The organism is Melioribacter sp. (assembly GCF_049325435.1).
In the GTDB taxonomy this organism is placed as follows: domain Bacteria; phylum Bacteroidota; class Ignavibacteria; order Ignavibacteriales; family Melioribacteraceae; genus Melioribacter; species Melioribacter roseus.
In genome coordinates this window covers 87,536-101,743 of the sequence record NZ_JBMOLD010000001.1, presented here as the reverse complement: position 1 = coordinate 101,743, position 14,208 = coordinate 87,536, and the positions used below count along the sequence as shown (strand labels likewise).

The 14,208-nt window shown below is 44.3% G+C and carries 7 protein-coding genes; 5 read left to right on the top strand and 2 right to left on the bottom strand.

Annotated elements, in window-relative coordinates; genetic code table 11:
• Positions 1-21: 21 nt before the first annotated feature.
• The gene (locus ACOYVE_RS00415) at positions 22-2,196 is read left to right on the top strand and encodes an ATP-dependent helicase (RefSeq protein WP_014856894.1); all 2,175 of its coding nucleotides are present in this window, start codon (positions 22-24) and stop codon (positions 2,194-2,196) included.
• Between the two features lie 21 nt (positions 2,197-2,217).
• Entirely contained in the window at positions 2,218-3,264 is a 1,047-nt protein-coding gene (locus tag ACOYVE_RS00410) for a 6-phosphofructokinase (protein WP_014856895.1), read from the top strand.
• 31 nt (positions 3,265-3,295) lie between these two features.
• Here the strand turns inward: ACOYVE_RS00410 and ACOYVE_RS00405 are convergent, their stop codons facing one another.
• Positions 3,296-4,909 (bottom strand): alanine/glycine:cation symporter family protein, encoded by a 1,614-nt coding sequence (locus ACOYVE_RS00405; protein ID WP_014856896.1) that lies wholly within the window; start codon positions 4,907-4,909, stop codon positions 3,296-3,298.
• A gap of 15 nt (positions 4,910-4,924) precedes the next feature.
• Positions 4,925-6,295: a sodium-dependent transporter gene (locus tag ACOYVE_RS00400; protein WP_422880477.1), complete on the bottom strand. Its 1,371-nt coding sequence runs from the start codon at positions 6,293-6,295 to the stop codon at positions 4,925-4,927.
• A gap of 131 nt (positions 6,296-6,426) precedes the next feature.
• Here ACOYVE_RS00400 and ACOYVE_RS00395 point away from each other — a divergent pair, with 131 nt between their 5' ends.
• The 3 genes from ACOYVE_RS00395 (at position 6,427) to ACOYVE_RS00385 (ending at position 14,135) form a co-directional block, all read left to right on the top strand.
• Positions 6,427-7,398, top strand: a complete 972-nt coding sequence (locus ACOYVE_RS00395) for an NAD(P)-dependent alcohol dehydrogenase (RefSeq protein WP_422880476.1) — start codon at positions 6,427-6,429, stop codon at positions 7,396-7,398.
• A gap of 185 nt (positions 7,399-7,583) precedes the next feature.
• Positions 7,584-10,445 carry a fibronectin type III domain-containing protein gene (locus tag ACOYVE_RS00390; RefSeq protein ID WP_422880475.1) on the top strand — a complete coding sequence of 954 codons (2,862 nt, stop codon included), beginning with the start codon at positions 7,584-7,586 and terminating at the stop codon, positions 10,443-10,445.
• Between the two features lie 219 nt (positions 10,446-10,664).
• A complete protein-coding gene (locus ACOYVE_RS00385) occupies positions 10,665-14,135 on the top strand; it encodes a fibronectin type III domain-containing protein (RefSeq protein WP_014856900.1) in 3,471 nt (1,156 codons plus the stop codon).
• Positions 14,136-14,208 lie beyond the last annotated feature (73 nt).

The following is a 14,208-nucleotide window of genomic DNA, read 5'->3' as shown; positions in this document are numbered from 1 at the left end:
CTTAAAAAACACACAATTCCTATGAAATTTCTAAATGATTTAAACGAAGAGCAGCGTAAAGCTGTTGAGTACAATTCAGGTCCGCACATGGTCGTGGCGGGCGCAGGCTCTGGCAAAACCCGGGTTCTGACCTATAAAATTGCATATTTGATCGAAAAAGGGATGGAGCCCGAATCGATTCTGGCGCTTACTTTTACCAATAAAGCCGCCAGAGAAATGAAAGAGCGCATCAAAGCAATGATAGGCAAAAAAGCCGAAAAGCTCTGGATGGGCACGTTTCACTCTATTTTTGCGCGAATTTTGAGGGCGGAATCGAAACATATAAATTACCGTCCCAACTTTTCGATTTACGACCGGGAAGATTCGGTGTCGCTTGTTTCCAACGTGATGCAGGATCTCAATATTAATCTCGAAAATCTTACCCCAAACGGCGTTCAGCACAAAATCAGTTTTCTGAAAAATCAGATGATTCTGCCTGAAGATTACGAAAAAGAGATGTCGTCATCAGCAGCCGACAGGAAATTCCACGAAGTCTATAAAGAATACCAAAACCGCTTGTTTATGAATAACGCGATGGATTTTGACGACCTTCTCTTAAAACCGATCGAACTCTTTACAAACAATCCCAAAGTATTGAGCAAGTACAAGAAAATGTTCAAGTATATTCTGGTTGACGAATATCAGGATACGAACAAAGCTCAATATGAGTTGATCAAAATTTTGAGTCCGTCGCGGGACAAAATTTGCGTTGTCGGAGACGACGCTCAGAGCATTTACAGCTGGCGCGGCGCCGAAATAAAAAACATGCTCAATTTCAAAAAGGATTTTAAAGACGCAAAAATATTCCGTCTGGAGCAAAATTACAGATCGACAAAGATGATTCTGGCTGCCGCAGATTCGGTAATTAAAAACAATGCCGAGCAGATTGCCAAAACTTTATGGACGGAAAATAACGACGGCGAACAATTGACAATCATTCGTGCTTCGGACGAAAAAGACGAAGCCCTTCAGATCGCCAAACGCATCAAAAAGGAAGTAACGAATCGTAAGCTCTCGCTGAACGACATTGCGATTCTCTATCGCTTGAATTCACAATCGAGAGCCCTTGAAGACGCGCTGAGACGCGAGAAAATCCCGTATAAGATAATCGGCGGCGTCGAATTTTACAGGCGAAAGGAAGTCAAAGATGTGCTTGCTTATCTGCGAGTCCTTTCGAACCAGGACGACGAAGAGAGTCTGCTTCGCATAATGAATTTCCCGCAGAGGGGAATAGGTAACACTTCGATATCTAAAATGATAGCATTCGCGCGGCGTCTGAATATTTCTCTCTTTACCACAATGGCGCGCGTATTCGAAGTAATTGAAGTTAAGGAGAGAATTCAGAAGAACGTCAAGCAATTCAAGCTTATGCTCGACAAGTATATCGAATTGAAAGATAAGCTTTCGATAAGCGAATTGACTTCGGCTCTCGTTGACGAGCTCGGCATCCTGAAAATGTACAAAGAAGAAAATACGCCCGAATCGATGGCAAGGTACGACAACATTCAGGAACTGTTAAGAGCCATTCAGGAATACAATCAGGAAAATCCGAAAGGCACATTGGACGAATTTCTGGCTGAGGTTTCGCTGGTTGCCGGCATCGACCAGTACGACGAAAAAGCCAACGCTGTTACGCTTATGACTGTTCATTCGGCTAAAGGATTGGAATTCCCGGTTGTATTTATTACGGGACTCGAAGAGGATATTTTCCCGTTGAGTCCGCGCTTCGATTCGGATTCGAAAATCGAAGAGGAAAGAAGACTCTTTTACGTTGCCCTCACAAGGGCGCAACAGAAAGTCTTCCTTACTTATGCAAGATCGAGATACCGTTTCGGCGAGGTGGCATATCAAAGCCGCTCGCGGTTCATCGAGGAACTCGACGAGGCTACTTATGTAGAAGTTAACGGTCCCGGCAGCAGGAGAGCCGGCAGAAAGAAAAAAGAAGTTATCGACGAATACTATCAGGAAAGCTACGACGATTTCGACCAGGAACGTCGTTCACTGAGAGTCGGCAGTAAAGTTTCGCACGCCATTTTCGGCGTCGGCAAAATACTTGCCATTACCGGCTCGGGAGACACTCAAAAGGTGACTATTGCATTTGAAAATCACGGCACTAAAAATCTGTTGACTAAATTTGCAAATTTGAAGCTCATCTAAAAAAAATAAACGGAGAATTAAATGAAGATAGGTATTTTAACAGGGGGCGGCGATTGCCCCGGTCTCAATGCCGTAATCAGAGCGGTGGTAAGAAAATCTCTGCAAAATGGTCACGATGTAATCGGTATCCGCGAAGGATGGCGCGGCATACTCGAAAATAATTTTATGACGCTCGATCTCGACGCCATTTCGGGTATTCTTCCTCGCGGCGGTACGATTTTAGGCACTTCCCGTACAAACGTTTATAAAGTTGAAAACGGCGAAGAAAAAGTTAAACAAAACATGAAAGACGCCGGCATCGATTGCCTCGTTGCAATCGGCGGCGAAGATACTTTAGGCGTAGCGTCGAAACTTTACAAAGGCGGAGTTAAAGTTGTCGGCGTTCCCAAAACCATCGACAACGATTTGAACGCAACCGATTATACTTTCGGTTTCGATACGGCAGTCAATATTGCTACGGAAGCTATCGACAGGCTTCATACAACCGCAGAAGCTCATAACCGTGTTATGGTAGTCGAAGTTATGGGGCGTCATGCGGGATGGATTGCGGTTCACGCCGGTATTGCAGGCGGAGCCGACGTAATTCTGATTCCCGAAAAACCGTTTGACCTCGACGAAGTGTGCGACGTAATTACAAAAAGGCACGCCAGAGGAAAGAATTTCAGCATAGTTGTAGTCTCCGAAGGCGCTAAATTGAAAACCGAAAATAATGTCGATAAAGACGGTTCGTTCGTTCTCAGCAGTATGGAAGTCGACGCTTTCGGACACGTAAAACTCGGCGGTATCGGAAACGTTATTGCAGAAGAAATCGAAAAGAGAACCGGATTCGAAACAAGAGCAACGGTATTGGGTTATATCCAGAGAGGCGGAAGCCCGACCGCTTTCGATCGAGTGCTAGGAACGCGTCTCGGCGTATTTGCAGCCGATTTGGTAGATAAAGGCGAATTCGGTTATATGGCGGCTTTGAAAGGAAAGGATATAGTTGCCGTTAAATTGGAAGAAGCCGTAGGCGAACTCAAAACTGTCGACCTCGAATTATATAAAGTTGCCGAAACTTTCTTCGGTTAAAAAAAGGCTGCCAAACGGCAGCCTTTTTTCTTTAATCTTTCCCGTCTTTCTTCAATTTTTTATACGGTATGTGATTCATTGAAAAATATTCCCGCACGTCTTTTTTCAGAACGCCCGAAAGCAAAATAATCGATAGAAGATTCGGCGCAGTCATAAAGCCGAGCGCTGCGTCGCCGAAAGCCCAAACCGCTTCGAGTTCGGCTATCGAGCCGATGAAAACGAAAAGTACGAAAACCCATTTGTACGGAAGTATGGCTCTGTCGCCAAACAAATAAAACGTGGCTCTGTCGCCGTAATAAGACCAGCTTATTATTGTCGAAGTTGCGAAGAGCAGAACCGCAAGAGTTACGATTTTATCTCCGTAATCGAACAGCCAGCTCAATCCGATTTTAAATGCGTATGAAGTCAAAATGCTTGCGTTGTAAATTTGATCCGTGTAGTTGGGATCGATGCGGAGTTTGTAAAATTCCGTATGATACCATGCGCCCGTAATGATTATAACCAAACCGGTCAAAGTGCAAATTGTAAGAGTGTCGATGTAAGGCTCCAGAAGGGCAACAGTGCCTTCACGTACGCCGTATTTGGTTTTAGCGGCTGAATGCGCGATCGGAGCGCTTCCTTGACCGGACTCGTTCGAATATAAGCCTCGCTTGATTCCCCACAGTACCGTATTCAGCATTACGAGAAATGTGCCGCCTGCGGCTCCCGCTATTTTTGCCGGCGGATTGAAAGCCATTTCGATTATTAATTCAATACTCGGAATGAACGAACCGATATTTGCAATGATTATTGCCAGCGCGGCAATAATATAGAAGACTGCCATGAAAGGAGAGAGAATGCTTGTAACTCTTCCGATTCTTTTAATGCCGCCTATAATTACCAATGCTACAATTGAGGAGAGAATCAGTCCGTTTATAACCTGCTGCCACGAAACTGCAAATCCCGTAAAAATCTGATGTTTGATTGTCCAGAAATTATTCGTGCCGACAATTTGAGTTACTTCCGAATAAACCTGGTCTGACAAAGTAAAAGCCTGGATGGCATTTCCGGTAGCAAACGAACAGATAACCGCAAAACATGCAAACATAATTGCCAGCCATTTCCATTTCGGTCCAAGTCCTTTTTCGATTGTATACATCGGACCGCCGGCAATCGAGCCGTCGGGTAAAATTTCGCGATATTTGTGAGCGAGTGAAACTTCTGAGAATTTTAAAGCCGTACCGAATATGCCCGTCACCCACATCCAGAAAAGCGCGCCCGGACCGCCGTAATAGATTGCCGTTGCAACGCCCGCAATATTTCCTATACCAACCGTTGCCGAGATTGCAGTCGAGAGCGCTCTGAAGTGGTTCAAATCCCCGCTGTCTTTCGGGTCGTCGTATATTCCGGCGGTAACTTTTATTCCGTGCCAGAAATAACGGATTTGAGGAAATTTCAGTTTTATGGTTATGAAAATCCCCGTACCAAGAAGCGCAATCAGCATTAACGGTATAGAACCCAAGGGCACATCGGGCGACGGGAAATTTTTAATACTTTCGAAATTACCGGGAAAAGTCCATACGCTGTTGAAGAAGGGGACGCCTCCGATTATCAAAACGGTAAAGATTATTGCGATGCCTATTAATCCGGCGGTCGATTTTTTCATTTTTACCCCTTTAGTTTAGATGATTCCGATGGAACTGAGTAATATTACGATTATCAGTACCGGGGCTACAAATCGCAATATGAATTTCCAGTAATTCAGCAGCCACGGATGCTTATCGAAGAGCGATTCGGCTCCCTGTCTTATTTCATTTCTAACCTTATCGAAACCCCAAACCCAGCCCACGAAAATCGATATGAAAAATCCTCCGATCGGCAGAAGCAAGTTCGACGATAAAAATTCCGACAAATCGAAGAAAGTAAACTCTCCGAATTTGAAGTCGGCAAGAAGATTAAAAGACAATGCGCTCGGCACGCCGAGCAGCAAAGCGGCAAATCCGAATACCACGACCGCTTTCCTTCTGCTCCAGCCTTTTTCGTCAACAAAATAGGCGGTAACCACTTCGAGCAATGAAACCGTGGAAGTAAGAGCCGCTAATGTGAGGGCTATAAAAAACAAAATCGAAAAATAAAAGCCTCCGGGTATTTTTGTAAATACAACCGGAAGCGTTCTGAATATGAGACTCGGTCCCACGTCAGGATTTTGACCAGTTGCAAATACAACCGTAAAAATGCTGATACCCGCTATTATGGCAATTAATGCATCGAGCGCTGCAATCCAAATTGAAGCGGCGGGAAGATTATCCTTCTTCGACATATAGCTTCCGTAAGTAAGCATGGCGCCCATTCCCAAACTCATCGAAAAAAATGCCTGTCCCATTGCAGCCAATACAACCCCTGTAGTGATTTTAGACCAGTCGGGATTGAAAAGATACTCCAGTCCTTTCGATGCGCCTTCCAAAGTTAGTCCTCTAATCATTAATATCAGAAGTAGAATAAAGAGCATCGGCATCATAATTTTGCTGCCGCGTTCGATTCCTTTTTGAACTCCGAAATAGACAATTCCCATTGTCAGAAGCATAAATGCCGTAAGCAAACCTACATTCCAGTAAGCGTTCGCCAATAACTCTGAAAAATGAGATTGAGCTATATCGGGCAAGCTGTATTGGAGTAAGTTGCCGTTAATCGCTTCGTAAATGTAACCGAGCGTCCATCCGGCTACAACCGTATAGAATGAAAGAATAACAAAGCCGGCTATTACGCCGATCCCTCCTACGGAATGCCAGAACGGAGAAGGGTGCAGGGACTTGAATGACCCTACGGGATTTTTATGAGCGCTCCTGCCGATAAGCACTTCGGCTATTAAAACCGGGATACCGATGAGCAACACGCAAAAAATATAAACAAATATAAAAGCCGCTCCGCCGTTTTCGCCTGCAAGATAGGGAAAACGCCAAATGTTACCCAAACCGACAGCCGAGCCTGCCGCCGCCAATATAAAACCCACACGGCTGCCCCATTGTTCTCTTCCGGAATTGTTAGGAATCATCTATCGTCCTCAGTTGTGAATTTAAATTTCTGCAAATATTGGATAATCATTCAAAAATATCAATAAAAATAAATAATTATGTTAATTGAATTATTACCGAATCCCTTGTGTTCTTAAAAAAAAGAGGTAAAATGAAAGCCGTTATAAATAATGAATACGGCGCTCCGGACGCGCTGTACGTTTCCGAAATTGATAAGCCTGTTGTTAACGAAGAGGAATTGTTGATAAAGGTTCATTATACGACAGTCACAACAGTAGATACAACATTCAGAAAAGGCGACTCGTTTTTTGCGCGGCTTTTTACGGGTGTTTTCAAACCGAAGAAAAATGTTTTAGGCGGCGAATTTTCCGGCGTTGTGGAACACGCCGGAAGCTCCGTGACTAATTTTAGAAAAGGAGATAAAGTATGGGGCGGCGCGCCCGACGGATTCGGCGCATACGCGGAATATATTAAAGTCAATCGAAGGGAAGCTGTTTCGTTGATTCCAGACGGCGTCTCCTTTGACCAGGCTGCAGCTTTATACGGAGCTTTAACGGCTCTTCCGTTTTTAAGGGACGAAGGCAAAATTGAAAAAGGAATGCAGGTGTTGATCAACGGCGCGTCGGGGAGTATCGGTTCCTTTGCTGTTCAACTGGCTAAGTTTTATAATTGCGAAGTGACCGCGCTATGCAGTCCCCGGAACTTTGAACTCGTAAAATCTCTCGGCGCCGATTATGCCTTCGATTATTCTTCGCCAGGCGTCTCCGGACAATTGAAAAAGTATGATATTATTTTCGACGCGGTAGGGAAAACGTCATTCAATAAAACAAAAAGATATTTAAAGAAAAACGGCAGGTATCTTACTACGGTGATTACTCCAGCAATACTTTTGCAGAAATTATATACGCGTTTTATCGGAAGTAAAAAAGCAATAATTGCTTTTACGGGTTTAAGATCGGCAAAGGAAAAGCTGCGCGATATGGACTTCGTTAATAAATTGATTTCGATCGGCAAACTTAAGCCGTTAATCGACAGGGAATACGGTATAAATCAAATAAGAGCCGCACACGGCTATGTGGACAAAGGTCACAAGCGGGGCAACGTTCTAATAAAAGTGAATTAATCATAATATATAAATAACTTAATAGCTAAGTATTATTTAAAATATTTTCTTGACATTATGTATAATTAACTTTACGTTTGTTACACCAGCCGAAGAAATATTACCTTTCCTCATATGGTTCCGGGTTATTGACGAAAGGGTAATAAATAAAAATTATTTAATAAAAAAAGAGACAGAGGGTGCAAATGAAAAAGAGCATTGTCCTCTTTTTTATTCTGTCTGTACTATTAGCGGCGCAGAATAATAAGGTAAATACGCATAACCAACCGATTGAATCAAACAGTTCGATTAAGAAATCGTTGCGTTCGGTCAACAGTTACGGCTCGCCTCAGTTCAGCAATCAGTACTACACATTCGATGCAATTGTTGCCGCGCCTGAGAATGTTTATTACACGCAAGCCGGTTTGAGTCCGGACGGTTCGAAAATTGCAGCGCAAAAGTATTACTACGAAGGTCCGATAAGACGAGTTGAAATAGCGCTTATGAATGCGGACGGCAGCGGTGAAACAGTGATTTCAGCAGGCGATTCAGATAACAGTACAGGTCCTACTTACGGTAATCCGTTCTGGAGCGACGACGGATTGTTTGTCGGCTATGTCCAGAGAAATGCTGCCACAAGCAACCGGGTATTGAAGTACGAATTGGCAACGGGTTTGACAACTGCCGTTTATGAACCTTCCGGAGGCGACGATGTATCCAATCCGGATTTCCTCGGTTCCAGTACGACGTCGATTATTTTTTGGGATTACGGCGCGGGAGGAGGTGCCGACCTTTTCATCTGGGACGGCGCTACAAGAACTAATATTACCAATACTTCCGACTACAAAGAATACGAACCGGTTTCAAACGAAGACGGTACTCTAATACTCTACTGGTCGGGAGAAACCGTTGCCGAGCCTGTTAATACAACGCATACTTTAACTTATAACGGCGCCGCTTGGATAAAAGATCAAGGCTTTACGCCTATTGTCGACAGTTATTGGGGATACTGGACTGGCAGAGACAATGAATATATTGCCGTAACGGTTATGTCCTCTAAAGATATTCATATTTATGACAAAGCCGGAAATTTTTTAATGGACCTGACAGGTTCGCTTTATAATGGCGGCAGCGGGCAATGGAATTTCGTAGGGTCTCATTTTCAAGGTCCGAACGGCGAAATTATAATGACTTCTAACGCCGGAAGAACCTCCAGCGGCAGAGACATAATTAAAGCTGCCCCGTATATCCCGGTTCCGACGCTTCCCGCCAATTCTTCCACTCTCAATTTGCAAACGGTTTATTTCAGTTGGTATTCTACAAAGTACGGGATGAAATTCGACCTGGAAGTTGACGACGCCGCCGATTTTTCTTCTCCTACGAGCGTTGCGTCGGATTTAACGGGAACTTTTTATTCCTATGACGCTTCTTCTTTGACGCCCGGTCAATTATATAAATGGAGAATTACGGGCAAGACAAGCGCGGGAATCGTAACAAGTTATTCTGACGTCTGGGAATTTACTACTCAATCAGTGCCAACTCCGGTAGCGACTTATCCTGCTGACGGAGTTATGGTATATACTCAAAGCCCTACAATTTATTGGTACGTAAATTCATATTATCCCGGTTTATATTACCGTGTCCGTTACGGCACGTCGTCGGGCAGTTATACAGGCACCAGCGGCGTTACGAGTAATTTATATTTGACGCTTACGAATTTAACTCCGGGCAATACTTATTATTATGTTGTGGATGCATCTACGTCGAATACATTTGCTTCTAATGTAGTTACAAGCGGCGAAGAAAGTTTTGAAATCTACAGCGCGACTCCTGCGTCTGCCCCCGTGCCGGTACCGTCCTGGCCTGTTAGCGGCAGCGATTCTTATATCAATCCTCCCACGCTGTATTGGTATATAACTTCATATGTAGACGGACTAAAGTATTACGTCGAGTGGGACTACGATTCCGATTTAAATGACGCCCCGCTGGGGAATTCGGGCTGGATTGATAATCTTTATTATATGCTTCCATCGGGATTAAACGGCGGAACGTATTACTGGCGTGTCCGTTCGAAAATAGGGGACGCAGGCGTTCCTTCTTCATGGTCGTCCGTAGAATCATTTAATGTACCGTCGTATGCCTCGACTGGCGCTCCTGTGCCTACGCAAACATATCCCATAGGAGGGGCTATCGTTTATACGCTATCTCCTACATTATATTGGTATGCATCTTCGGCGCACACGCTTAATTACGATTTACGTTACTCTACTACTCTCGACGGCGGCGGGCAATTATCCGCTCCCGTCACAATTTCGGATCTGAGCAATAATTTTTACGCATTGTCCGGATTATCGGCAGGAACAACATATTACTGGCAGGTACGAGCAAAAGTTGCAGGTTCGCCGGGATCCGAATCGGCATGGTCTTCGATTGCAACATTTACAACCGACGCAGGCGCATTTGCCGTTGTGCCTTTAATCGGGTCTCCGAATCACGCTCAGCCGGTTTCTTCTTCGTCTGCCGTTTTATCCTGGGTAATCCCAACGAAAAGCGAATCGGAACTTACTTATGATGTGGAATACGCAGTTGACGATAAATTCGAAAATAAAAATATAGTGGGCGGACTCGAAAAACCGTTCGTCGAGATTAACGGTCTGTATCCAGGCAACACATATTACTGGCGAGTCGTATCAAAGACGAAAGGGGGAGAGATGTCCGATTATTCTTCAGTTGGCATATTTAAAACCGTCGATAATGTAACGGCGGTTGAAGAAAACGAAGAATTAGAATACGATTTCGAATTGTATCAAAATTACCCGAATCCGTTTAATCCGGAAACCTCAATCCGCTTTACAATCGACAGGAAAGACTTTGTTACATTAACGATCTACGATGTTCTGGGCAAAGAAGTGAAAACGTTAATTTCAAAAGAACTGCAGTCCGGTAAGTACGACCTTAAGTGGCGTGGAGACGATAATTTCGGAAATAAAGTTGCAAGCGGCGTTTATTTCTATAAATTGACGGCCGGTTCCAAACAGGCGGTAAAACGAATGTTATTAATAAAATAAAATAATATGAAAAATCTGTTGGCAAAATTTATGATGGGCGCGGTAATTGCCGCCGTAGGACTGGCTCTCTATGCGTGCCATCACGTTTATTTTAATTAAGTAGTTTATAAATAAATAAAAACTTGCTTATAATAAAATAATAAGATATCTTGTCTAATAATATAGTAAAATATTACCCAGCCGATAAAAATAATTCTTTAACAATCTCAGAGGATGCAAATGAGATATTTGAAATACAGTTTAGTATTATGCATAATTCTACTTTTTTCTGCGATAAATTATGCGCAAGCGCCGGTCACGCCGAATGACGGACAAGCCGGGGTTTCCCAAAGTTTAGGTTCGGTTTCATGGACCGCTTTTGATGAAGGTGGAGTTCCTAACGGTCCTTACGACGTTGACTTTGACGACGACCCGCTATTCGGAAGCGTCGATGCATCGGCTACGAGTACCGCAGCTACAAGCTTAAGTCTTCCTGCGCTTTCTTACAATACCGAATATCATTGGAGAGTAAGGGACACAGATATAAATGGCTCAGGGGGAGACGGCGGATGGCACGTGTATTCATTTAAAACACAAATTGATCCTTCGTCTATTACGATTAACAGTCAGCCGCCTAATGCGCCTAATTTAGCGGTAACCGGGCAGTCGATTGATTTTTCGTATACTCATTCGGGCACAGCTTCTACGGTTACGATAGTCGTGCAAATTAACGACGGTTCGGGGTGGACTACGTTGGCTACTTTTGCCAATCAGAACAGCAACCTTATCAACCAGGTTGTAAACCTGACGCCTCTCGATTATAACACAAACTATGATACTCGTATCGTTGTCACAAACGACGACGAAGGCACGGACAATTTTACTGTAAACGGGAATCAGTTTAAAACGGGTTTCCCGACGATCGGTCTCGACAGTCCTGCAGACGGAGCGGAATTATCCGACAGGACTCCTACTTTGCAATGGAGCGCTTCGGCGTCTGTAAGTAACGTAACGTATAATCTTAACGTCACGGGACCGAACGCATACAGTTATAACAATACGGAAACAAGTCCGTTTACATTCGGGGCTAATCTCGATTTCGGAACATATACATGGGAAGTTACCATCGACGACTCCAATACTCCGTTAGACAATACCGCAGTTACAACGGCGTCGAGAACGTTCAAAGTGGTGCCGGGTTTGATTTCTCCGGCAAATACATTAACGGGAGTATCGTTGGAGCCCGAATTTTCATGGGATTACGACGGAACATCCACGTACCTGATTGAAATCGCTACCGACAATCTTTTCGCCAACGTTGTGGCAAGCAAATCGGTTGCCGCAGGGTCATATAATTTTACAGAGAGCGATGCGGGCATGCCGCTCGACAACAACACTACTTATTACTGGCGCGTAACGGTTAACGGAGCGGTATCGAGCGTTTGGTCGTTTACTACATTGAGCGATTTTACTGTTACGCAATCTTTTCCTTCAGACGCTATGGAAGTCATTCAATACGACCCGTTGCTCTTTTCGTGGTACCTGGGCATTCCGGTAGGTTCGATGAAGTTTTCACTGCAGGTTTACGAAAAATCCACGCCGCCCACGCAAAGCGAATGGTATAACGCAGTTAATAATTACGTAACCACATCGTCAACCGCAGACTTTGCATATTTTATAGATAACATAAATACGCTGAATCAATCGGCTGCCGGCTTGCAGGGCAGTTCGAAATATTACTGGAGAGTGGTGGCTTATTACGACGACGGAACCGTAGCGAATAAATTCGACTTTTCCGACCGAGTAGCAAAATATTCGTCGGTCTTTTCGTTTACTACCAAAGGCGGAGCTGTGAAAGCTTATCCTTCCTGGCCTATTGGTAATGCGACGGTTTATACTCTACAACCTACATTATATTGGTATACTGTGGAATCGGAACCGAACGCTACTTACACAGTACTTATATCCAAAACGAACAGCGGCGCGGATCCTGCAAAACTCGATGATGAAACTGCTTATTCTTCATACAGTTCCGGCGCTAATTTATTCTATACTTTAACATCCAACCTGGACGCAAACACTCATTATTACTGGCAGGTTAAGACTACATACAATTCGCAAACTAATTATTCGGATATAGCCGAATTTACGACTTATGCCGCAGCTACAGTAACGGCATATCAACCCGTTCCTTCGTACCCGATTGGCGGGGTCGACGTCTACACAACTTCTCCGACTCTCTATTGGTATGTTGCCGGGCTTGCGACCGACCTTCGTTACGATATAGAAATTAACACAACAAATACATTTACGGGAACGCCGACTTATACGAATATCAGTAATTTGTATTATCAGGTAACCAACTTAACGGCGGGAGCAACTTATTACTGGAAAGTCAGATCTTATGAAAACGGCAATCCCGCAAATGCTTCCGCATGGAGTTCCGCCGAAAGTTTCAAAATTGTCGGAGGACAGAACAGCAGCGCCGTTGCTTCTTATCCCGTTGGCAATCCCACGGTTTATACGGCAAGACCGACATTATCGTGGTATATAGACGGTTCGACATTAGGCTGGAGCGGATTTATAGTGCGATGGAAAGAAACGAGCGCTTCGGCTGATTGGGCCAACACATATGACGGTACGGTTACAATCAACGATATTAATACTTTGTTTTACACATTTACGTCAGATTTAACGTACGGCTCGACATATTACTGGGCTGTGGCGCTTTACGACGGCACGAACGCTCCAGCGCACGCCGATTATTCGCAGGGTTCATTTACAGTTGTCGGCGGAGGCACGGTTACGGTCGTTCCTTCGGCTCCGAATAACGCCAGCCTTGTATACGACGACGATGTTACGTTATACTGGTATTTAAACGGATCGAATCTCGGAATAACGGGATTCGAAGTTCAATATTCGCAACAGAGCAATTTCGGCAGTCCGACAACAATTGCGCCGGGAACCGTAGGGAATAATTATTCTTATCAATTGACCGGACTGACTCCGGGCGCGACTTATTACTGGAGAGTAAGAGGATACTATTCGGGTGCGAATTATACGCCTTATTCAACAATATACAGTTTCACAATCGATCCGGGCGCAAGTTCTGTGGTTCCGATGGTCGGCTCGCCGAACGGCGGAGTGGTTGTAAACACAGCTCAGCCGATGCTTTCGTGGTTCGTACCGGCGCCTTCTAAATCGACTTTGAAATACGACGTCGAATTAGCGGATAATCCGGAATTCAGCGATCTACGCTCTTTTGAAAATCTGGAACAATTACACGCCGCAGTCGAATCGTTGGCTCCGGGAGAATACTACTGGCGCGTACGTTCAAAAACGTCAAACGGCGACGTTTCGGAATATTCCGAATCCGGATATTTCAAAGTCGGCGACAATGTAACCGGCGTTGAAGAAGCTGCCGAAATTCCTTCGGACTTTGCTTTGGAACAGAATTACCCGAATCCGTTTAATCCCGAAACGGTAATAAAATTCTCGCTGCCGGAATCAAGATTTATTTCATTAAAGATATATAATATACTTGGACAGGAAGTAAGGACTCTTATCAACCGTGAATTCCAGGCGGGCAATCATACGATAGTCTGGAACGGAAAAGATAATTACGGAAAATCCGCCGCCGCAGGCGTCTATTTCTACAGAATTGATGCGGGTGAATTTACAGCCGTCAAAAAAATGATATTAATGAAATAATTTCCGGAAGGGTTTAAATCATGGGAAAATTAGGTGCATCAATCTTTGTCATCATCATGTTAGCCGCAATCGG